Here is a 20,873-nt window from a genome sequence, read left to right on the forward strand (position 1 = left end):
ACGGGCGCCGCGGCGGGCCCGCGCTAGGGTCGCCGGATGCCCGACGCCCCCGTGCCCGGCCTCGTCGAGCGCGGGATCTCGCTGCTCCGCGCCGAGAACCCCGGCCCGAAGACCCTCGAGGGCACGAACACGTGGCTGCTCGCCGTCGCGGACGGCGCGTGGGTGGTCGACCCGGGCCCCGACCTGCCCCCGCACCTCGACGCCGTCGCCGCGGCCGCTGCGGCCGCGGGCGGCCTGGCCGGCATCGCGCTGACGCACCGCCACGACGACCACGCCGACGGGGTCCTCGGCCTGCTGCAGCGCTGCGGTCCGGCGCCCGTGGCCTCGCACGGCGGGTGGACGCCGGACGGCGCGCCCGAGGGCACGACGGGCGTCGGGGTGGGCGAGGGCGACGCCGTCGGCCCGTTCGTCGTCGTCGCCACGCCCGGGCACGCCGCCGACCACGTGGCGTTCGTCGCGGGTGACGCGGCGTTCGTGGGGGACTTCGTCCTCGGCCGCGGCAGCGTGCTGCTCGTGCCCCACGAGCGGGCCCTGGCCCGGTACCTCGACGCCCTGCGGCGTCTGCGTGGGCGGGGCCTGGGGCTGCTGCTGCCCGGCCACGGTCCGGCCGTGACGGACCCGACGGCCAAGCTCGACGAGTACGTCGCCCACCGGCTCGACCGCGAGCGGCGGCTCGTCGCCGCGCTCGACGGTGGCGCCCGCACCGCGGAGCAGCTGCTCGACGCGGTCTGGGACGACGCCCCGGGCATCCTGCGGATCGCCGCCGCCGTGACCCTGCGTGCCCACCTGGACAAGCTCGACGACGAGGGCCGCCTGCCCGCCGGCGTGGAGCGCCAGGACTTCGGCGACTTCGACGGGCTGTAGGGCCTTTCCGACTCCTGGTCGCATTGCGGCGCGACGGCCCGTTACGCTCCGCGGTCTGCACCGCTCCCGGCGTCGTCGGGAGCTCACCGCGGCCCCGCGCCGCCCGCCCTCGAGAACGCAGGAGTCACACATGACCGGTGTCGTCATCGCCTCGGCCGCCCGCACGGCCATCGGCAGCTACGGGAAGTCCCTCAAGGACGTCCCGGCCACCGAGCTGGGCCGCGTCGCCGTCGAGGCCGCCGTCGAGCGCTCGGGCCTCAAGCCGGAGCAGATCGAGCACGTCGTCATCGGCAACGTGATCCACTCGAGCACGAACGACATGTACATGTCGCGCGTCGTCTCCGTCACGGCGGGCATTCCGATCGAGACGCCGGCGCTCACGGTCAACCGCCTCTGCGGCTCGGGCGTGCAGTCCATCATCACCGCGGCGATGCACATCCAGACCGGGGACGTGGACGTCGCGGTCGCCGGCGGCGCCGAGTCGATGTCGCAGGCCCCGTACTGGGTGCCGGACGCGCGCTGGGGCTCCAAGATGGGCCCGGGCAAGCTCGTCGACCCCGTCGTCGGCGGCCTCACGGACCCGTTCCGCAAGATCCACATGGGCGTGACCGCGGAGAACCTCTCCGAGCGCGACACGATCTCGCGCGAGGACCAGGACAAGTTCGCGCTCGCCTCGCACCGGAAGGCCGCCGCCGCGCGCGCCGCGGGCAAGTTCGCGGACGACATCGCACCCGTCACGATCAAGACCCGGAAGGGCGAGGTCGTCTTCGACACGGACGAGCACATCCGCGAGGAGATCTCGCTCGAGGCGCTGGCGAAGCTCAAGCCCGCGTTCAAGCGCGAGGACGGCACGGTCACCGCCGGCAACGCGTCGGGCCTCAACGACGCCGGCGCGGCCGTCGTCCTGCTCTCGGCGGAGAAGGCGCAGGAGCTCGGCACCCCGGTGCGGGCGAAGATCGTGGGCTACGCCACCACCGGCGTGGACCCCAACATCATGGGCATCGGCCCCGTCACGGCGATCCGCAAGGTGCTGGACCGCACGGGCGTGAAGCTCGAGGACGTGGGGGTCATCGAGCTCAACGAGGCATTCGCCGCCCAGTCGCTCGCCGTCATGCGCGAGCTCGGCCTGGACGACGAGGACCCGCGCGTGAACCCCAACGGCGGCGCGATCGCGATGGGGCACCCGATCGGCGCGTCCGGCACCGCGATCACCGTGAAGGCGCTCGGCGAGCTCGAGCGGACGGGCGAGCGCTACGCGCTGGTCTCGCTCTGCATCGGCGGCGGCCAGGGCATCGCGCTGCTGCTCGAGCGCCCGTAGTCCGAGGGGCGCGGGCGGCGCGGCGTGGCGCCGCTCCGTCCGCGCCGTCCACGCGTTAGGGTCCGTGGCCTACGGCTTCCCGCCGTCCCCTCTCCAAGGTTTGAGTACGTGCTCTTCACCACCGCAGACGACGTCCACGACACCCTCGGCCGGCTCATGCAGGAGCTCGCGACCGACCAGGAGGTCGGGCTGCGCCTGTCCCGCCTGGACTCCGTCGTCCAGCTGCGCTACCGCAACCCCGACACGACGGTGACGCTCGTCGCACGCGAGGGCGACGCTCCCGCCGTGCACCTGGGCGACGTCCCGGAGGGCACCCCGAACCCCGAGGTCATCCTCACGCTCGACGCCGACACGGGCCACGAGCTGTGGCTCGGCCGCCAGAACCTCACGATCGCCATCGCCCGCGGCGCGATCCAGGCCAAGGGCGACAACCGCCGGGTCCTGGACCTGCTCGGGATGAACGACGTCATCGCCCCGCACTACGAGGCGCTGCTGCGCGCCACGGGCCGCGAGGCGCTCATCGACCCGCAGCCCGTCCCGGACGGCGCGCCGGCCGAGGGCGAGGAGCCGGCCGGCGACGCCGCCGAGGGCGAGCAGCCCGAGGCGACGGACGCCGAGGCCACGGAGGCCGCCGGCGAGGCCGCGGTCGAGGCGCTCAGCGGCGACGACGACGCGCAGCAGGCGTCGGGCGCTGAGGCCCAGGTCGCGGAGGACGACGCCGCGGCCCAGTAGGCGCTCAGGCGTCCGGCGGGCGGGTCTCGCCCGCCGGGACGTCGCCCGCGCGGTAGCGGACCGTGCGGCCGTCCGGGCCCGGGATGACGAGGGCCGGCTCGCCGTCCGTGTCGTCGAAGCGCGGGACGACCGGGTCCGGCACGCCGCCGGGGCAGTCCGCGAACGCCTCCTCGGTGGTGGCGTAGCGGGCGAGGTGCTCGAGCTGGCGCAGCGTCGGGAACGCCAGCACCGCGCGGCCCTCCTCCGCGTCCCGCAGCAGCGTCCTCGGGGTCGCCCAGCGGCTGGCGATGATCTCCTCGCCGTCGATCGTCTCGACGACGTCGGCAGGCACGCGGGCCAGGAAGAAGACGGTGTCGAAGCGCCGCGGCAGCGGCTCCGGCGTGACCCAGCGGTCGAACGCCACGAGCTCGTCTGCGGCCACGTCGACGCCCGCCTCCTCGCGCAGCTCACGGGCGGCGGCGACGGGCCACGCGGCCTCGCCCTCCCCGTCCTCCGGATCGACCCGGCCGCCGGGGAACACCCAGAACCCGCCCATGAACCGGGCGGCGTGGGTGCGCTGGCCGACGAGCACCTCCATGCCGCCAGCGCCGTCGCGCAGCGCGATGACGGCCGCGGCCATGTGCGGCGTGGCGGGGGTGGGGGGCGAGTCGGGGGCGTCGGAGGACACGGGTTCAGCCCTTGGGGACGGAGGTGGCGGCGAAGGCGGCGTAGTCGACCTTCCAGGCGCCGCCGACGCGGCGCATCGGCACCGGGGTCTGGCCGCCGAGGCTGAGCGTCGCGTGGTCGTCGGCGACCAGCACGTCGGCGTCGCCGATCAGGGCCAGGTCGCGCTTCGACGGGCCGGCGGCGCCGTTGCCGACGTTCTTGAACAGCTCCTCGCACGACCCGCCCCCGCCGCCCTGCGCGCGCAGCAGCTCCTCGAAGCCGACGGTCCGCGAGCAGATGCCGTCCGCGTCGCGGTCGGCGATCGCGGCCGCGAACGCCCGGAACGCGCCGCGGACGCTGCGGGCCTGCTCGGCCGAGGCGGGGCGCCCGCCCGCGGCGTAGTCGCTCAGCGGGGTGGGGGCCGGGGCGGGCGCGGCGCCCGTGGCGGCACCGCGCGAGCCCTGGGCCTGCACGGCGGGGTCCGGGGCGGCGGTCGTCGCCGCGGGCGCCGCGACGGTGCTCACGGGCCTCGCGGCGGTCGTCGTCGGCTCGTCGCTCCCACATCCCGTCGCACCGGCCAGCAACGTGGCGGCGACGATCAGGGACGGGAGCGGGCGCAGGCGGATCACGGTGGCACGGCGCGGCGGGGACGGCCGCGCCGTCCGCCAGCCTAGTCGAGCGCCGGGGCCAGCGGGGCGGCCTCCGCGGGGGTGCTGGCGTCCGGCGTGGCGCACCGCCGGCCCGGCGCGAGCAGGCCCACGACGGCGCCGATGGCGAGGACGACGCCGCCGACGGGGACCGCGGCCCGCAGCCCGTCCGTGAACGCCTCGGGCGAGACGTAGGACCCGCTCGACGCGAACACCGTCGCGAGCACGGCCACGCCGAACACGCCGCCGACCTCGCGGATCATGTTCGTGGCCCCCGACGCCTTGCCGGCCAGCGCGGCGGGCGCGGCGGCGAGGACGGCCCCGGTGACCGGGGCGATGACGAGGCCCATGCCGGCGCCGGCGAGGACGAACGGGACCACGAAGTCGCCGTAGGGCGCGTCGACGGCCGTGACGGAGGCGAGCCACAGGAGCCCGACGGACTGGAGCGCCATGCCCGTGACCAGCAGCGGCCGGGCGCCGATCCGGTCGCTCAGGATCCCGGCGATCGGGGCGAAGATCACCGGCATGCCCGTCCAGGGAAGCGTGCGCAGGCCGGCCTCGAGCGGCCCCATCCCCTGGACGATCTGGAAGAACTGCCCGAGCAGGAAGATCGAGCCGAACATCCCGAAGAACATCGCGAAGACGAGCAGGTTCGTCGCCGTGAACGGGACGGACCGGAACAGCGACAGGGGCAGCATCGGCGCGCGGGCGCGGCGCTCGAGGACCACGAACGCGGCGAGCACCAGCAGCCCGCCGGCGATCGAGACGACGACGGTGGCGCTGCCCCAGCCGAGCGCCTGGCTGCGGACGATGCCGAACGTCAGGCCGAAGAGGCCGAGGCTGGAGAGGACGAGCCCGGGCCGGTCGATCGGGGTGGTCCGGCCGCCCTCGCCGAAGGACTCACGCAGGCCACGGAGGGCGAAGGGCACGAGCACCAGGCCGACGGGCACGTTCAGCCAGAAGATCCACGACCAGGCGGCGCCCTCGACCACGGCGCCGCCGACCGCGGGCCCGAGCGCCACGCCGAGGCCGGAGACGGCGCCCCACAGCCCGATCGCGGGTCCGCGGCGGTCCGCGGGGACGGCGTCGGCCAGGATCGCGAGCGAGAGCGGCGTGATGATCGCGGCACCCAGGCCCTGGAGGGCGCGGGCGGTGATGAGCAGCTCGATGCTCTGGGACATCGCCGCAAGGGCGCTGGCGGCCGTGAAGACGAGCAGGCCCACGACGAACATCCGCCTGCGACCGAACCGGTCGCCGATCGCCGCGCCGGTGAGCAGGAAGACGGCGAACGCGAGCGTGTAGGCGTTGACGGTCCACTCGAGGGCCTCGAGCGAGCCGCCGAGGTCGTCGCGGATCGAGGGCAGGGCGACGCCGACGACGAGGTTGTCGAGCGACGTCATGAAGACCGCGACGGCTACGAGGAGGACGGCGCGGAAGGGGTGGGCGAGGGGCGGTGGGGTGCTCATGGGATCTCCGGGGGCTTGGGGCGGGTGGCTGCGGGGCCGGGGGTGCAGGGCGAAGAGGTGTGGGCGTGCGGCGTAGAGCGTGAGCACTCGCTCACATTGGGCCGCGAGCGGGCCGCGTTGGGGCGACGGGACCGGGGCGTTACGGCCTCGGGGCGTCCTCCGGATCGGCGGCGGAGGTGCTGGCCGCTGCCGGGTCGCCGGCCGGCGGAGCGCACGGGACGTCGCCGGGCAGCTCCTTCACGGGGGCGAGCGCGCGGGCCCAGGGGGCGTCGAGCTCGCTCAGGCCGAGGGCTACGGCGACGTTCATGAGCATGCCCTCGGCGAAGAACGCGCGGAGCGCCTCGGGCTCCGCGCCGGACGCCCGCTCCACGACGCCGTAGAGGTCGGCGAACGAGGCGCGCATCGCCGCGCGGATCTCGGGGTGCGTGGGCGAGGCCGCGTGCGCGTGGAGCTGCACGAGGACCGTGTCGCGCTCGCGCAGGAGGGCGGCGTAGGCGGCGCCCATCGCGGGGCCGGGGTCCTCGCCGCGCGCCCGGGCCTCCTCGGCGGCGTGCGCGAAGCGCTCCCGGATGATCCGGTTGCAGCGCGCGACGACGGCCACGTTCAGGTCCTCCTTCGCCGGGAAGAGGCGGAAGAGGTAGGCGTGCGAGATGCCCGCCGCCTGCGCGATCGCCAGCGTCGGCGTGCCGTCGAATCCCCGCTCCGCGATCAGCGGCATCGCCGCCTCGAGGATCTCGGCACGGCGCTCCTCGGCGCTCTTGCGGGGGATCGGCATTGCGGTGAGTGTCCACTCACTTCCTTCCTTTGTCAAGTCGCGGTTGGCTGGCGGCCCCGGCCGGGACAGCGCTCGGCCGCGCGGTGCCGGGACGCCGCGCAGGAGGGTGTGGTCCGGCTCCGGCCGGGCTCGGCGGCCGGGCAGGTACGGACCCGGGCCGCCCTGGCCGGGTCGCGCCGGCATGCCCCGGCGGGTCGGGGCGGTCAGTCGCCGGCCGGATCCGGCGTTCCGGCCCGGCCGGCGTCCTGGCGCGGGCCGGCCCCCTACTCTCTCTCGGGTGAATGACCCGTCCGCGCGGACGGCTTCGCGCGCCGGGCGGGGTGTCGTGGCCGAGGCCCTCGGGCCCGAGTGGGCCCTCGCGCTGCGCGAGGCCGCCTCCGCCTTCCTGCTGTCGCGCGCCGTCGTCTGGATCGCCGGCGTGCTGGCGATCGTGCTGTTCGGGTGGGCGGAGTCCCGGGGGGCGCGGCTCGACCCGCTGTGGGCCTGCCGGCCGACCGGCACGGCGGGCGTCGACGCGCTCGTGGCCCCGGGCTGCCGGTGGGACAGCACGTGGTACCTCGAGATCGCCGGGGGCGGTTACTCGCCGACGGATCCGGCGCGCTCCGCGTTCTTCCCGCTCTACCCGCTGCTCGTGAGCGTCGTCTCGGCCCCACTCGGCGGCGCGCTGCTGCCTGCGGGCCTGCTCGTCTCGTGGAGCTGCGCGCTCGGGTTCCTGACGCTGCTGCACCACACGGTCGCTCGCGCTCGCGGCGCGGCCACCGCCTCGACCGTGGTGAAGGTCGCGGCGTACGTCCCCCCGGCGATCTTCCTCTCGGCCGTCTACACCGAGGCGCTGTTCCTCCTGCTCTCGCTCGGGGCCCTCGTGGCGGCGCGTCGCGACCGCTGGATGCTCGCCGGGATCCTGGGGGCGATCGGCGCCTCGTGTCGGTCCATCGGGATCCTCATCGCCATCCCGCTGGCCGTGGAGTACCTGTGGGGGCGGCGCGGCCGCGGCGAGACGCGGCTCGTCGACCGGTGGTGGCGCCCGCGCCACGCGCTGCGGCCCGACGTGCTGTGGATCGGCCTGGTGCCGCTCGGGTTCCTCGCCTACGCCGCGTTCCTCGGGGTGGCCACCGGCGACCCGATGGGGGCGGTGCGCGCGCAGGGCGACTGGGAGCGGCACTTCCTGACGCCGATCGGCGGGCTGCTGGCGGCGGTCGGCGTCGTCGTCGGCCGGATCGGCGACCTGGCCGGCCTCTGGTACATGGCGCCGCTGGCCCCCGGGCAGGTGCCCGCGCTCGCGCTCACCCGCGACGTCGTCCTGCTGCTCTTCGTCGGAGCCGCGCTCGCCGTCCTCTGGTGGGGCCGGGGGCGCGTGCCGGTGAGCTGGTGGATCTGGGGCGTCGTCTCGCTCGCCTACCCGCTCTCGGTCCCGTCGTTCCAGCAGCCGCTGATGTCGCTGCCGCGGTTCACGATGGCGTGCTTCCCGATCGTCGTGATGCTCGGCCTGTGGGCGCACCGCGGCGGTGCGAAGCGCTGGCGCTGGCTCGCCCCGACCCTGCTCGGCCTGCAGGCGGCGTGGGCCGTCCTGTTCGTCACCTGGACGTGGGCGCCGTGAGGGCCGGCGGCGGCGTCGCGCGGGTGCGGAACGCCTCGCGGTAGCGCTGCGGGCTCACGCCGACGACCCGGCGGAAGCGGTCGCGAAACGTGGCCGGCGAGGCGAACCCGGCGCGGCGCGCGATCCGGGCCACGGAGAGGTCCGTCGTCTCGAGCAGGCCCTGGGCCGCGCGGATGCGGGCGCGCAGCAGCCACTGCAGCGGCGTGGTCCCCGTCTGGCGGCGGAACTGCCGCGAGAGCGTGCGGCTGCTCATCATCGCGACGGCCGCGATGTCGTCCACGTCGAGGTCCTGGTCCAGGTGCTCCTCGATCCACGCGAGGACGGGGGCCAGCGACGACCCGCTCGGGGCCGGGGGCTCGTGCGCGATGAACTGCGACTGACCGCCGGGACGCTCGAGCGGCATGACGGCGTCGCGCGCGGCCTCGGCGGCCACCGCCGCGCCGTGGTCCGTGCGGATCATGTGCAGGCAGAGGTCGAGGCCGGCGGCGGCCCCGGCCGACGTCAGCACCGAGCCGTCGTCGACGAAGAGGACGTCGGGGTCGACCTCGACCGCGGGGTGCAGGCGGGCGAGGTCGGCCGCGCCCCGCCAGTGGGTCGTCGCCCGTCGCCCGTCGAGCAGCCCGGCCTGCGCCAGGACGAACGCCCCGCTGCAGATCGAGGCGATCCGGCAGCCGGCCGCCGCCGCGTCCCGGAGCGCGTCGAGCGTGGCCGGCGGGGACGGCCGGAGCGGGTCGGTCGTGCCCGGGACGACGATCGTGTCGGCCCCGCGCAGCTCGTCGAGGCCCCACGGCGCCCGCACGCCGAACAGCCCGGCCGAGACCTCGTCCTCGGGAGCGCAGACGCGGACGCGGTAGGCCGGCCGACCGTCGGCGAGACGTGGGCGCGAGAACCCGTCCGCGGCGATGGCGAGGTCGAGCGGCACGACCCCGTCGAGGGCCAGGACGGCGACGGCGATCATGGCCGGATCCACCCCGGGGGCGTCGGGAGGAGGTGAGGCGTCGCGGGCACGGAAAGCAGTCTGGCAGTGCCGTTCGGGACCCGTCTGGCCCGTGGCCGAAACCACGCGCAAGATGGCGTTTCTGCCATCCCGGCCGGCCCTAGGATCGGCGGCCGAATGACGAAGCTCCTGCTGAGCGTCCACGTGCTGGCCGCGATCCTCACCATCGGCCCGGTCGCGGTCGTGGCCAGCCTGTTCCCCCGCTACGCCCGCGAGGCCCTCGACGGGACGGGCGAGGCGGACCCCGGGGTCGTGCGGGTGCTGCACCGCGTGACCCGGGTCTACGCGGTCCTCGGCGTGCTCGTCCCCGCCTTCGGCTTCGCGACGGCCGCGTCGCTGGGGGTGCTCGGCGACGCGTGGTTCCTCGCCTCGATCGCGCTCACGGCCGCGGCGGCAGCGCTGCTCGTGGGCGGCATCGTCCCCGGGCAGGAGCGGCTGCTGCGGGTCGTGGTCGGGCCGGAGGAGCCGCCGGCGTCGTGGCGGTCCGAGGTCGTGCGGCTCGGCATGCGCACCGGGATCTTCAACCTGCTCTGGGCGATCGTCGTGGTGCTGATGATCGTGCGCCCCGGTTCGACGACGGGCGCCTGATGGCGTTCGGGTCCGGGGCGCTGCGGGTCGCCGCGTTGGTCGAGGCGCTGACCCTCGCGGCCCTGCTGCTCAACGTCGCCACCGTCCACGCGGCGCCCGTCAGCGCGTTCCTCGGGCCGCTGCACGGGGCGGCGTACCTCGCGTCGATCGCGCTGGTGCTGACGACCCCCGGCGCACCGCGCGGCGCCAGGCTGCGCGTGCTGATCCCGGGGGTCGGCGGGCTGCTCGCGCAGCGGCGTCTCTAGGCCGCGGGGTGCAGGTCGACCACGAGCGGGACGTGGTCGGAGGGCTTGGAGCCCTTGCGGTAGTCCCGGGCGATCCAGACGGAGTCGATGCGCTCGGCCGTGGCGGTGTCGAGCATCGCGAGGTCGATGCGGAGGCCCTGGTTCTTGTGGAACGAGCCGGCGCGGTAGTCCCACCACGTGAAGACGGGCTCGCCCGCCAGGTCGCGCGCGCCGTTGTAGCGGTCGTGCGCGTCGACGAGCGGTCCCGCCTCGAGCACGGCGCGCAGGGCGGCGCGCTCGGGCTCGGAGGTGTGGGTGTGGCCCTCGAAGCGCGCGACGTTCCAGACGTCCTGGTCCGTGGGGCACACGTTGACGTCCCCGAGCACCGCGACCGGTCCGGCGTCGGCGAGCACGCGGACGCGGTCGGCCATCTCGCGGAAGAACTGCAGCTTGGCCTGGTAGTCCGGGTGGTCCAGCGCCTTGCCGTTGGGCACGTAGACCGAGACGACGACGGTGTCGCCCACCCGCGTCTCGACCCAGCGGGCCTGCGTGGGGTCGGGCTCGCCGGGCAGCCCGCGGACGGTGTGGGAGCTGGCCTCCGTGGCCGGGTCTCCGTCGCCGGGCTCCGCGGCGTCGATCCGCGTGAGCACCGCCACGCCGTTCCACGGACCGCCCGAGTGGTCGTCGATCCGGTAGCCGGCCTCGGCGATCGGCCCGCGCGGCAGCTGCGCCTCGGCGCACTTCGTCTCCTGCAGGCAGAGCGCGTCCGGCTCGAGCTCGGCGAGCAGCTCGAGCACGCGCGGCAGGCGGGCGCGGAGCGAGGCGACGTTCCAGGAGATCAGGCGCACCCGGTCATCGTGCCGGGTGGGGCGGTCGGGGTGCTCCTTGGCGGGTGCGGACAGTGGTGCGAGGAACGGTCTACGCCGCTCGACGGCGTCCCGGGGGCCGGAACGAATCCCCGTCGGTCCGGGCGATGGCGACGAACCGCCGCACGACGGGTCGCTCCGCGTGCGCGGCGTTCCACACGAGGGCGGACGGGAGCGCCACGCGGTCCGGACCGTCCAGGGCGAGGGCCGCGACGCCGGGGACGTGCAGCCGGGCGATCCCCGACGGGACGAGCGATACCCCGAGCCCCCCGGCGACGAGCCCGAGGACGGACGGCAGGTCGGGCGCCTCGTGCGCCACCGTGGGTGTGAACCCGGCGCGGGCGCACGCCTGGAGGATCCGTCGATCGAGGTCGGAGGGGCCATTCGAGCCGCGGGCGAGCACCCACGCCTCCGCGGCCAGGGAGTCGAGCCCGACCGACGACGCGGCGGCGAGTGGGTGGGTCGACGGCACCGCGGCCAGCAGCGGGTCGGAGGTCAGCGCCAGCGACCCCAGCGGTGGGTCGGCGGTCGGCACCGTCCGCGTCAGCCCCACGTCGATCCGGTCGGCCGCGAGCGCGTCGGCCTGCGCGGTCGAGCCGAGCCGGGAGAGCTCCACGCGCACGTCGGGAGCCGCCGCGTGCAGGGCGCGCAGAAGCCCGGGCAGCTGCACGAACGCGGCGCTCGCGACGAATCCGAGCCGCAACGTCCCGGTCTCGCCGCCCCGCGTTCGGCGCGCGGTCTCGCGGACGTCGCCGGCCGCCGCGAGCGCCCGGCGAGCCTGCACCAGAACGGCCGCGCCCTCCGCGGTCAGCGAGACCCGGCGGTTCGTGCGCTCGAAGAGCCGCAGGCCAAGGTCCGTCTCGAGCGCCCGGATCCGCTGGCTCAGCGGGGACTGGGCCATCTGGAGACGCTCGGCGGCGCGGGAGAAGTGCAGCTCTTCGGCGACCGCGACGAACGACTCGAGGTGGCGGAGCTCCATGAGACCGACAGCATCTCACTCTCGTTCGAATGCGTCTTGATCGGGCACGTCACCGGTTCGACGGTAAGGGCATGCAACCGCAGAGGATCGTCATCACCGGAGGGAGCTCCGGCATCGGCCGCGCCGTCGCCGAGCGCTGCGCACGGGACGGGGCGCGGGTCGGGCTGGTCGCGCGCGACCGGACCCGGCTCGAGGCTGCGGCCAAAGCCGCGGGCGCGGAGGCGTCCGAGGCCGCCGACGTGTCCCGGAGCGCAGAGCTCCTGCCCGCGCTGGACCGGCTCCGGACGGCCCTCGGCGGGGTCGACGCGGTCGTCGTGAACGCCGGCGGCACGGGCATCGTCGGGACCGAGACGGCACCCGCCGACGCCGAGGGCACGTGGGACGCCGTGCTGGGTCAGAACCTCACCGGGGCGTTCCTGACGGTGCTCGGGTTGGCGCGGCACCTCCCGCGTCCAGGCGGACGGATCGTCCTGTTGTCGTCGATCGCCGGCGCCGTCGGCGGCCCGGTCGGATCCCTCGCCTACGCCGCGGCGAAGGCCGGCACGGACGGCCTCACCCGGGCGCTGGCGGCGGAGCTCGGACCTCAGGGGATCGCGGTCAACGCGATCGCCCCGGGGTACATCGCGCACACCCGCTTCTTCGGGGAGGGGGACCAGGCAGAGCGGCGCGACCGCTTCGCCGCCCTGATCCCTTCCGGACGGGTCGGGCACCCGGACGACGTCGCGAGCCTGGTGGCGTACCTCTGCTCACCCGCTGGCGAGCACCTGCACGGGCAGGTCCTGCACCTCAACGGTGGCCAGCACTACGCCGGGTAGCTGGTCGCGATCAGCGGCCGCGCCACACGGGCGCGCGCTTCTCGACGAACGCCGTCACGCCCTCGAGCAGGTCGTCCGAGCGGAAGGACGCCTCGCGCAGCGCGACGAGCTCGGCCTCGAGCGCGTCGTCGACGCGACCCTCCGCGGCGAGCAGCCGGCGGATGACCTGCTTGTTGCCGCGGACGGAGAGCGGGGCGTTGCCGGCCAGGTCGACCGCGAGCTGTAGGACCTCGTCCTGCAGGTCCTCGGCCTCGGACACGCCGTTGACGAGGCCCCACGCCAGCGCCGTCACCGGGTCGATGGGCTGGCCGAGGAGGAACAGCTCACGGGTGCGGGCCGCGCCGATGACGTCGAGGAACCGCCGCAGGCCCGTGTGGGGGTAGACGAGGCCGAGCTTCGCCGGCGGCATCGCCAGCTCGACGTGGTCGGCCGCCACGCGCAGGTCGCACGCCAGCGCGAGCTCGAGCCCGCCGCCCATCGTGGGGCCCGGGAGCGCGGCGATCGTGGGGACGTCCGTGGCCTCGAGCGCCTCGATCGCGGCGGTGAAGGGGTGCGCGATGAGCGTCTCGGCGCGCGCGACGAACTCCTCCCGAGGCAGCCCCTCGAGGCCGGAGAGGTCGTAGCCGGAGGAGAACCGCCCGCCCGCACCCGTGAGGATCAGCGCCCGCACCCCGGCCTCCGGCGCGGAGAGCTCCGTCACCGCGCCGGCGATCGCGTTCAGCAGCGGATGATCGAGCGCGCCGCGCTTGTCGGGGTTGGAGATCGTGAGGCGGACGACCCCGTCGGCGGGGTGGTCGCGGAGCAGCTCGCCGGCCATACGGGGCGGCACCATAGCCGGAGCACCCGCGGGCGGTCCCGCGATGCGACCGCCGGTAGGTTCGCGGCGCCGTGGCGGCCGCGGCGGGCGCCGGTAGGGTGGCGCCATGGCGGCCCCCGAGACCGAACCGACGGTGCGCGACTACGGCCCTCCGAGCCGTCAGACGGTGCGGCTCGCGGCCCGCACCCGGCGCTTCTGGCTGCCCGTCGCCCGCAACTGGCGGATGACGCCGCGCGGCATCCGGATGCTCCAGCGCGTGGTCGACCCCACGGAGCGCGTCCCGGTGCTGCGGGGCACCGAGATCGAGCGGATCTCCGTCGGCGGGGTGCCTTGCGAGCGGATCCGCGCCCGCCGCGCCGGCGCGGGCGACCCCGCGCGGACCGGCTCGACCGACCGCGACGAGCCGGTCATCCTCTACCTCCACGGCGGCGGCTACGTGTTCGGCTCGCCGCGCACGCACCGCAACCTCGTCTCGCGGCTCTCCCACGTCACGGGCCTGCCGGCCGTCTCCGTCGACTATCGCCTGCCCCCGGAGTGGACGCTGCCGGCGCCCGTCGAGGACGCGCTCGCCGTCTACCGCGCCCTGCTGCAGGAGCGCGACGCGGCCCGGATCGTCGTGGCGGGCGACTCCGCCGGCGGCAACCTCGCCCACGAGCTCGCCCTCCACGCCGTCGAGGCGGGCCTGCCCGCGCCGGCCGGCCTGGTGCTGCTCTCCCCGTGGAGCGACCTCTCCTCGTCCGGGGCGTCGATCCGCGAGAACGCGCTGGAGGACCCGTTCATCCCGGAGTCGGGCCTGCGTCGCTGCGCCCGGGTGGCGGTCGGCGCCGGCGACCCCGCGCACTGGCGCGTCTCCCCGCTGTTCGCGCCCGACGAGCTGCAGGCCGCCCTGCCACCGACCCTGATCCAGGTCGGCACCGGCGAGGTCCTGCGCGACGACGGCGAGCGCGTCGCCCGGCGCCTCGCGGGGCTGGGGGTCGAGACCCTGCTGGAGCGCTACGCGGGCACGCTGCACGTCGTCCCCGCGTGGACGAACACCCCGGAGGCGCGCGACGCGCTGCACCGGATCGCCGACTTCGTCAGCCACGTCCTGCCCGCCGGCGCGGCCCCCGAGCCGAGCGCCCGCGCCGAGGCCGAGGCCGCCGGGAGCGAGGACGAGACCATGGGCATCGAGCCCCCCGCCGCACCAGGAGCCGCCGCATGATCCTCTCCATCGACCAGGGCACGACGGGCACGACCTGCTTCGTCGTCGACGAGGACGGCGAGCCCATCGGGCGCGCCTACCGCGAGTTCCAGCAGCACTTCCCGCGCCCCGGTTGGGTCGAGCACGACATGGGCGAGATCTGGGCCGTCACGCGCGCCGTCGCGCTCGCGGCCTGCGACGACGCGGGCGTCGACCCGGCGGACCTCGCGGCGGTCGGCATCACGAACCAGCGCGAGACGATCTGCGTCTGGGACCCCGCCACGGGCGAGCCGCTGCACCGCGCGATCGTCTGGCAGGACCGGCGCACGGCCGCGGCCTGCGACCGCCTGCGCGAGGCGGGCCACGAGCCGCTCGTCCGCCAGCGCACGGGCCTGGTGCTCGACCCGTACTTCTCCGGCACGAAGATGGCGTGGCTCATGGAGCAGGCACCCGAGCTGCGCGAGCGGGCGCGCCGCGGCTCGGCGGTCTTCGGCACGATCGACTCCTGGCTGCTGTTCCAGCTCACCGGCGAGCACGTGACGGAGCCCTCGAACGCCTCGCGGACGATGCTCTTCGACCTCGAGACGGGCCAGTGGGACCCGGAGCTGTGCGACCTGCTCGGCGTGCCGATGCGCGCGCTGCCCGAGATCCGCCCGTCCATCGGCGGCTTCGGCCGGGTGCGACCCGACGTGCTTGGCGGCGCGACCTGCCCCGTCGGCGGCGTGGCCGGCGACCAGCAGGCGGCGCTCTACGGCCAGGCGTGCCTCGACCGCGGCGAGGGCAAGAACACCTACGGCACCGGCAGCTTCGTGCTCCTGAACACCGGCACGCTGGAGGACACGCCCGACGGCCGGCCGGTCATCCACGAGGGGCTCATCACCACCGTCGCCTGGCAGATCGGACAGCGCACGGTCTACGCGCTCGAGGCCTCCGTCTTCGCCACGGGCGCCGCCGTCCAATGGCTGCGGGACGGCCTGGGCATCATCGCCAGCGCGGGGGAGTCCGAGCCGCTGGCGGCGTCGCTGAGCTCGAACGACGGGGTGTACCTCGTGCCCGCGTTCGCCGGCCTCGGGGCCCCGCACTGGGACCCCTACGCGCGCGGCACGATCGTCGGCCTGACCCGCGGCAGCACGCGGGCGCACCTGGCCCGCGCGACGCTCGAGGCGATCGCGTTCCAGACCGTCGACGCCGTGCGGGCGATGGAGGTCGCGGCGCAGGAGGACCTGCGGGTGCTCAAGGCCGACGGCGGCGCCACCGCCAACCGCTGGCTCATGCAGTTCCAGGCCGACGTCCTCGGCGTGCCCGTCGTGGTGCCCGCGATCCACGAGACCACCGCCCTGGGCGCCGCGTTCCTGGGCGGCGTCGGGGTCGGCACCTGGAACCAGCGCGACGTCACCCGCACGTGGCGCGAGGCGACCCGGTTCGAGCCCGCGATGTCGCGCGACGAGGCCGAGGCGCTGCACGCCGGCTGGACCGACGCGGTGACCCGCTCTCTGCGGCAGGTCCAGCCGGAGTGACGCGCGGATAGGATCGCCCGATGGCGGACGACCTGGTCAAGATCAAGGAGCAGGTCTACCTCGACCCGCGCCCCGCGGAGCTCTTCGACCGCTACCACGCCCGCACCCGGGCGAAGGAGCCGGGCCCGGCCTACGAGGCGGTCCGGTGGGCCACGTCGCTGGTCGCCGTCGGCTTCTACCGGACGGCGGCGTACGGGACGGAGCGGATCCCGACGTCCGGCCCCCTCGTCATCGCCCCGAACCACTTCTCGAACTTCGACCACTTCTTCATGGGCCTCGGCACGCGCCGGAAGATCCACTTCATGGCGAAGTCGCAGATGTTCACCGCGCCGATCGACAAGATCTACGCCAACGGCGGCACGTTCCCCGTGCGCCGCGGGCATCGCGACGACGAGAGCTTCAAGACCGTCCACGCGATCCTCGACCGCGGCGGTTGCATGGCGATGTACTGCGAGGGCGGGCGCTCCCGCACGGGGAAGCTCGCGGAGCGCGCGAAGCCCGGCATCGGGCGCATCGCGCTCGAGAGCGGCGCGACGGTCCTCCCCTGCGCCATCCACGGCTCCTCGCACGTGCGCAACCTGCGACGCGGCCACTTCCCGAAGATCACGATCCTCTTCGGCGCGCCGCTGCGCTGGGACCGCGTCGGCCCCGGCAACGCCGGCCGCGACGACTCGCGCGCCGTCGCGGACGAGATCTTCGACCGCATCAAGGAGCTCTACGCGGTGCTCGAGGACGGCGGCCGGCCGGCGGCGAAGGCCTGGCGCCCCCCGAGCTGACCCGGGGCGGGCACCCGCAGCCCGTAGGCCGTTCGGCGGAAATCGGCGGAGCGGGGAGGAGCGGGGCTGGTGCCGGCGAAGCCCGCCCCATGTACCGGCCCGTCGTCGCCCTCGTCGCCCTCTCGGCGACGCTGATCGTGGCGGGGACGACGACCGTGGCGGACGCGGATCGCTCGCGCCCGCAGCCCGGCAGCCAGACGCGGCGAACCGCCACGCCCGTGCTGCCCGGCGAGGTCACACCCGCCCGGCTGCTGCTCGGCGAGCGCTCCGCGCGCTCCCACCGGTTCTTCGCGGTGGGCGGCAAGGCCGGCGAGCGGTACGCGATCACCCTGACGCACGGCGGCGAGCCGGGCGGCCGGGCGCTCGCGCTCGGGGTGGGGGACACCCGGGGCGCGCTGCGGGGCGTCCGCGTCGGCACCGCGACGACCAGCACCCTGCGGGGGCGGATCGGGCCGGACGGCCGGGTGCTCGTGCAGGTCGGGTGCGCCGCGGTCGCCGGCGCGGCGCGCTGCGGTGCGGCCGGCATCGTGCCGTTCCGTCTGCGCGCCTCCACGGGCGACGCGCTCGTGCGCGCGGTCCGGGGCCGGGGCGACGCGCCGCTCCCGCTCCGCGCCGCCCCCTCCCCGACGCTCTAGCGCTTCTCCGAACGCACCGTCCGGCGCCGCGGGTCCCGCGGCGCCGGCAGCGTGCGCCCGCGTCCGTCCCGACGGACGCTCCGCTCCGCCCGGGTCGCCGGTCCTTCAGCCGGTCATGCCGCCCATCTGCCCGCCCGTGACGTGCAGCGTCTGGCCGTGCACGTAGTTCGACCACGGGGAGCAGAGGAAGAAGACGCCGCCCGCGGCCTCCTCCGGCGTGCCGGGGCGCCCGAGCGGGACGAGCATCGGCGCGAGCTCGCGCATCTCGTCCGGGATCCCGAGCTGCACGGTCTGCCCGTCGATCTCCGTCACGTTCTGCTCGTCCTTCGAGGCCGTCAGCCGCGTCTCGATCCACCCGAACGCGACGGCGTTCACGTTGACCTTGAACTGGCCCCACTCCTTCGCGAGCGTGCGCGTCAGGCCGACGACGCCGGCCTTGCCCGCGGCGTAGTTCGCCTGACCCGCGTTGCCCAGCGTGCCGGAGATCGACGTGACGTTCACGATCTTGCGGAAGACCTCGACGCCCTGGGCGCGCTCCTGCTTCGCCGGCTCGCGCAGGTGCGGGGCGGCGGCGCGGATCGTGCGGAACGGGACCGTCACGTGGATGTCGAGCATCCGGGCGAACCAGTCGTCGCTCATCTTGTGGACGGGCGCGTCGAGCGTGTAGCCGGCGTTGTTGACGAGGATGTCGAGCCGGCCCCAGGTGTCGATCGCGTGCTGCACGAGCGCGTCGGGGGTGCCCTCCTTCGTGAGGTCGCCGGCGAAGACGGTCGTCTCGCCACCGAGCTCGTCGGCGGTCTGCCGGGCGAGGTCGCCGTCGAGGTCGTTGACCACCACGCGGGCCCCCTGCTCGACCAGGAGCTGGGCGGTCGCCCGCCCGATGCCGCGGGCCGAGCCCGTCACGATCGCCGTCTTGCCGTCCAGGACACCCATGCCGCGCTCCTCGCTCCGGGCGCCGCCGGTCGGCGCCTCGGTCGCGACTCTAGCCCGCGCGGTGGGAGGCGCCGGCTTCGATCGCTTGCGCCAGCGCCGCGTGCCCGTCGTCGAGCACCGGCTGCCCGTGCGACACGAGGATCCGCCGGACGGGCAGGTCGAGGAGCGGGCGGAGCAGCGCGGCGAGCTCGGGCTGGTGCAGCGGCGTCCCCAGGTCGTCCATCCAGGAGTCGGGGCACAGGCGCACGCCGCCGTCGTCCGCACCGATGAGGCGGTCGCCCGGGATCAGGGTCGCGTGCCCCGGCAGCCAGAACATCGCCTCTCCCGCGCCGAGGATCCGATGGGTCTCCACCCCCTCCGGCATCGTGTGCGGCGGCCGCGTGTCGTGGCCGTCGTAGCGCTCGAGCACCTCGTCGCGGCTGCGGCGGTGCCACTTGATCGTGGTGAGCACGACGACGGGGACGCCGCGCTCCTCCACGTGGGCGTCGAGGGTCGCCCACCCGTCGTCGGGGACGAGCGGGTCGAAGAGGACGGTGGCGTCCGGCAGGTCGAGCAGCACGGAGCCCACGTCCTGCTCCCAGTCGTCGACGGAACCCTCCTCGCCGGGGGTCCAGTCGGGGTGCGGCGCGGTCCAGCGCCAGAGGCCGTCGGCGATGGGGTGGAGCTCCATGGCGCGATGCTCTCACGGGCGCAGGACGCTCCCGACGGCCGTCCGAGCCGCCCGCGCGTCAGCCCGCGTGGTCCGCGATCGCCCGCGCCAGGGCCTCCCGCCCGCCGGTGAGCACCGGGGGCCCGTGCGAGACGAGGACGCGCTCGGCGGGCAGGTCGAGCAGCGGACGGAGGACCGAGGCCAGCTCCGGCGCGGAGAGGGGCCGCGGCATCAGGCCGGTCCAGGAGGGCGGACTCGGCTGCAGCCCGCGGCCCTCCGGGTTGAGCAGGCGGTCACCGGGGACGAGCGTCGCCACGGCGGGGAGCCAGTACATCGTCTCCGCCGCGGCGGGGAACGGCTGGGCGACGACGCCCGCCGGAAGGCCGTCGTCGCCCCGCACGTCGCGGGCCCCGTAGCGGCGCACCGCGGCGTCGCGGGAGCGCGAGTGCCACTCGATCGTCGTCAGGACGACGACGGGGAGCCCGCGCTCCTGCACCACCCGGTCGAGCGGGCCCCAGGCCGCGTCGTCGTCCTGGGGCACGACGAGCGGGTCGATGAGGACGGTCGCGTCGGCGGCGGCGTAGAGCACGCACCCGACCTCGCGGTCCCAGTCGCCGTCCTCCTCCGCGTCCCACTCCGGGTGCTGGGCGGTCCAGCGCCAGAGGCCGTCGGCGATCTCCTGCAGCTCCATGGGGCGATGCTCGCAGGGGGTGGGGACGCCGTCGCGCCCCCGCGGTCAGGGGCGCCGGACGCCCCGGCGGGGAGGGGTGGGCGACCCCGGCCGCTGCTCCGCCGGACGGGGCGAGCGGCGACGCGCCACGGTTGGGCCGGTGCGCCCGGGGGAACCGGGAGCCCATGCGCACTCGCCGCCGTCTCCTGGCCGCCGCCACCGCGGCCGCCGTCCTCGTCCCCGCCGCCGCCGAGGCCCACAAGGGGCCCGGCCACGGTCACGGCCACGGCGGGGGATCGCTGCCCAGCACCGTGGCCCTCCCCGCCGGCCTGCAGCCCGAGGGCATCGAGGCCCGCGGGAAGACGTTCTTCGCGGGCTCGCGCGCCACCGGCCAGATCGTGGTCGGCAGCGTCAAGGGCGGCCCGACCCGCGAGCTCGTGCCGGCCCAGGCCGACGCCCCCAGCGCGCTCGGCCTGCGGCTGGACCACCGCGGCCGCCTGTTCGTCTCCGGCGGCCGCACCGGCACCGTCTCGGTGTACGAGGCGCGGACCGGGCGGCTGCTGTACCGCGCGAAGCCCGCGAGCGACCCGGCGTTCGTCAACGACGTCGCGCTCCTGCGCGACAAGGCCGTCTTCACCGACTCCGCGCAGCAGCGGCTCGTGGTGGCGCCGATCGGGCGCCGGGGCGCGCTCGGCGAGGCGCGGACGGTGCCGATCACGGGCAGCCTGGCCTACGACGCCGACCCGGCGACGATCGAGGCCAACGGCATCGTCGCCTCCCGCGACGGCCGCTCCGTCATCGTCGTCAACTCCCGCACGGGCGAGCTGCACCGCGTCGACCCGGAGACCGGGGTGAGCACCCTGATCCCGGTCGCCGGCGGCCCGTTGGCCAACGGCGACGGGTTGCTGCGCGCCGGGAAGACCCTGTTCGCCGTCCAGAACCGCCTGAACCGGATCGCGGTGCTGCGGCTGGCGAAGGACGAGTCCTCCGCCACCGTCCGCCGGACGATCACCGACCCGCAGTTCGACGTCCCGACGACGCTCGCCGTCGCGAAGGGCCGGCTCTTCACGGTCAACGCGCGCTTCACGACGCCGCCGGCCGCGGATACGGCCTACGACGTGGTGCGGGTCGACGGGAAGTAGCCCTCCGCGGGCCTGGCGGCGGCGGGTGCCCGCCGCCGCCC

23 protein-coding genes are annotated in these 20,873 nt (G+C 75.6%); 12 read left to right on the plus strand and 11 right to left on the minus strand.

Annotated features, from left to right (window positions below; genetic code table 11):
• Positions 1–36: 36 nt before the first annotated feature.
• The 3 genes from F593_RS0108180 (at position 37) to F593_RS0108190 (ending at position 2,914) form a co-directional block, all read left to right on the plus strand.
• Positions 37–864 (plus strand): MBL fold metallo-hydrolase, encoded by an 828-nt coding sequence (locus tag F593_RS0108180; RefSeq protein ID WP_022928272.1) that lies wholly within the window; start codon positions 37–39, stop codon positions 862–864.
• Between the two features lie 130 nt (positions 865–994).
• Positions 995–2,182, plus strand: coding sequence for a beta-ketothiolase BktB (bktB, locus tag F593_RS0108185; protein ID WP_022928273.1), 1,188 nt, complete (start codon positions 995–997; stop codon positions 2,180–2,182).
• 108 nt (positions 2,183–2,290) lie between these two features.
• Positions 2,291–2,914 carry a hypothetical protein gene (locus F593_RS0108190; RefSeq protein WP_022928274.1) on the plus strand — a complete coding sequence of 208 codons (624 nt, stop codon included), beginning with the start codon at positions 2,291–2,293 and terminating at the stop codon, positions 2,912–2,914.
• Positions 2,915–2,918: 4 nt separating this feature from the next.
• On the opposite strand, the gene F593_RS27970 is transcribed toward F593_RS0108190, so the two are convergent.
• The 4 genes from F593_RS27970 to F593_RS23505 form a co-directional block, all read right to left on the minus strand.
• On the minus strand, positions 2,919–3,581 hold the full coding sequence (locus F593_RS27970; RefSeq protein WP_211216160.1) for an NUDIX hydrolase: 663 nt from the start codon (positions 3,579–3,581) through the stop codon (positions 2,919–2,921).
• A 4-nt stretch (positions 3,582–3,585) separates the two neighbouring features.
• Positions 3,586–4,188, minus strand: a complete 603-nt coding sequence (locus tag F593_RS0108200) for a hypothetical protein (RefSeq protein ID WP_022928276.1) — start codon at positions 4,186–4,188, stop codon at positions 3,586–3,588.
• Between the two features lie 41 nt (positions 4,189–4,229).
• On the minus strand, positions 4,230–5,672 hold the full coding sequence (locus F593_RS23500) for a DHA2 family efflux MFS transporter permease subunit (RefSeq protein WP_022928277.1): 1,443 nt from the start codon (positions 5,670–5,672) through the stop codon (positions 4,230–4,232).
• A 139-nt stretch (positions 5,673–5,811) separates the two neighbouring features.
• Positions 5,812–6,447 carry a TetR/AcrR family transcriptional regulator gene (locus F593_RS23505; protein WP_022928278.1) on the minus strand — a complete coding sequence of 212 codons (636 nt, stop codon included), beginning with the start codon at positions 6,445–6,447 and terminating at the stop codon, positions 5,812–5,814.
• Positions 6,448–6,724: 277 nt separating this feature from the next.
• On the opposite strand from F593_RS23505, the gene F593_RS0108215 reads away from it, so the two are divergent.
• Positions 6,725–8,044 (plus strand): mannosyltransferase family protein, encoded by a 1,320-nt coding sequence (locus F593_RS0108215; RefSeq protein ID WP_169449172.1) that lies wholly within the window; start codon positions 6,725–6,727, stop codon positions 8,042–8,044.
• On the opposite strand, the gene F593_RS0108220 is transcribed toward F593_RS0108215, so the two are convergent.
• Positions 8,022–9,002, minus strand: coding sequence for a GlxA family transcriptional regulator (locus F593_RS0108220; protein WP_022928280.1), 981 nt, complete (start codon positions 9,000–9,002; stop codon positions 8,022–8,024). The two genes, F593_RS0108215 and F593_RS0108220, sit on opposite strands and share 23 nt — an antisense overlap.
• Positions 9,003–9,158: 156 nt before the next feature.
• On the opposite strand from F593_RS0108220, the gene F593_RS0108225 reads away from it, so the two are divergent.
• Together F593_RS0108225 and F593_RS0108230 are read left to right on the plus strand one after the other, a co-directional pair.
• Positions 9,159–9,629, plus strand: a complete 471-nt coding sequence (locus F593_RS0108225; protein WP_022928281.1) for a membrane protein — start codon at positions 9,159–9,161, stop codon at positions 9,627–9,629.
• Positions 9,629–9,874 carry a hypothetical protein gene (locus F593_RS0108230; RefSeq protein WP_022928282.1) on the plus strand — a complete coding sequence of 82 codons (246 nt, stop codon included), beginning with the start codon at positions 9,629–9,631 and terminating at the stop codon, positions 9,872–9,874. Before F593_RS0108225 ends, F593_RS0108230 begins: the two co-directional genes overlap by 1 nt.
• Here F593_RS0108230 and F593_RS0108235 read toward each other — a convergent pair.
• Positions 9,871–10,701 (minus strand): exodeoxyribonuclease III, encoded by an 831-nt coding sequence (locus F593_RS0108235; RefSeq protein ID WP_022928283.1) that lies wholly within the window; start codon positions 10,699–10,701, stop codon positions 9,871–9,873. The genes F593_RS0108230 and F593_RS0108235 overlap by 4 nt on opposite strands.
• A gap of 70 nt (positions 10,702–10,771) precedes the next feature.
• Positions 10,772–11,698 carry a LysR substrate-binding domain-containing protein gene (locus F593_RS23510; protein ID WP_022928284.1) on the minus strand — a complete coding sequence of 309 codons (927 nt, stop codon included), beginning with the start codon at positions 11,696–11,698 and terminating at the stop codon, positions 10,772–10,774.
• A 71-nt stretch (positions 11,699–11,769) separates the two neighbouring features.
• On the opposite strand from F593_RS23510, the gene F593_RS0108245 reads away from it, so the two are divergent.
• Positions 11,770–12,513, plus strand: coding sequence for an SDR family NAD(P)-dependent oxidoreductase (locus tag F593_RS0108245; protein WP_022928285.1), 744 nt, complete (start codon positions 11,770–11,772; stop codon positions 12,511–12,513).
• Between the two features lie 10 nt (positions 12,514–12,523).
• On the opposite strand, the gene F593_RS0108250 is transcribed toward F593_RS0108245, so the two are convergent.
• Positions 12,524–13,330 carry an enoyl-CoA hydratase/isomerase family protein gene (locus tag F593_RS0108250; RefSeq protein WP_022928286.1) on the minus strand — a complete coding sequence of 269 codons (807 nt, stop codon included), beginning with the start codon at positions 13,328–13,330 and terminating at the stop codon, positions 12,524–12,526.
• Positions 13,331–13,436: 106 nt separating this feature from the next.
• Between F593_RS0108250 and F593_RS27975 the strand changes: the two genes are divergently transcribed.
• From F593_RS27975 to F593_RS0108270, 4 genes are all read left to right on the plus strand, one after another.
• Positions 13,437–14,531, plus strand: coding sequence for an alpha/beta hydrolase (locus F593_RS27975; protein WP_022928287.1), 1,095 nt, complete (start codon positions 13,437–13,439; stop codon positions 14,529–14,531).
• Positions 14,528–16,027: a glycerol kinase GlpK gene (gene glpK / locus F593_RS0108260; RefSeq protein ID WP_022928288.1), complete on the plus strand. Its 1,500-nt coding sequence runs from the start codon at positions 14,528–14,530 to the stop codon at positions 16,025–16,027. The genes F593_RS27975 and glpK overlap by 4 nt, the downstream gene beginning before the upstream one ends.
• A 20-nt stretch (positions 16,028–16,047) precedes the next feature.
• Complete coding sequence (locus F593_RS27980; protein ID WP_022928289.1) at positions 16,048–16,803, plus strand: lysophospholipid acyltransferase family protein; 756 nt, start codon at positions 16,048–16,050, stop codon at positions 16,801–16,803.
• 89 nt (positions 16,804–16,892) lie between these two features.
• On the plus strand, positions 16,893–17,438 hold the full coding sequence (locus F593_RS0108270; protein ID WP_022928290.1) for a hypothetical protein: 546 nt from the start codon (positions 16,893–16,895) through the stop codon (positions 17,436–17,438).
• A 105-nt stretch (positions 17,439–17,543) separates the two neighbouring features.
• Here F593_RS0108270 and F593_RS0108275 read toward each other — a convergent pair whose 3' ends face one another.
• Genes F593_RS0108275 through F593_RS0108285 form a run of 3 tightly spaced genes read right to left on the minus strand, consistent with a single transcriptional unit; the run spans position 17,544 to position 19,711 of the window.
• Positions 17,544–18,371: an SDR family NAD(P)-dependent oxidoreductase gene (locus F593_RS0108275; RefSeq protein ID WP_022928291.1), complete on the minus strand. Its 828-nt coding sequence runs from the start codon at positions 18,369–18,371 to the stop codon at positions 17,544–17,546.
• Between the two features lie 49 nt (positions 18,372–18,420).
• On the minus strand, positions 18,421–19,041 hold the full coding sequence (locus tag F593_RS0108280) for a hypothetical protein (protein ID WP_022928292.1): 621 nt from the start codon (positions 19,039–19,041) through the stop codon (positions 18,421–18,423).
• A 58-nt stretch (positions 19,042–19,099) separates the two neighbouring features.
• A complete protein-coding gene (locus F593_RS0108285) occupies positions 19,100–19,711 on the minus strand; it encodes a hypothetical protein (protein WP_022928293.1) in 612 nt (203 codons plus the stop codon).
• Between the two features lie 164 nt (positions 19,712–19,875).
• On the opposite strand from F593_RS0108285, the gene F593_RS0108290 reads away from it, so the two are divergent.
• Positions 19,876–20,832 carry a superoxide dismutase gene (locus F593_RS0108290; RefSeq protein WP_022928294.1) on the plus strand — a complete coding sequence of 319 codons (957 nt, stop codon included), beginning with the start codon at positions 19,876–19,878 and terminating at the stop codon, positions 20,830–20,832.
• Positions 20,833–20,873: the final 41 nt, after the last annotated feature.

Source organism: Patulibacter americanus DSM 16676 (genome assembly GCF_000420025.1).
Classification (GTDB): domain Bacteria; phylum Actinomycetota; class Thermoleophilia; order Solirubrobacterales; family Solirubrobacteraceae; genus Patulibacter; species Patulibacter americanus.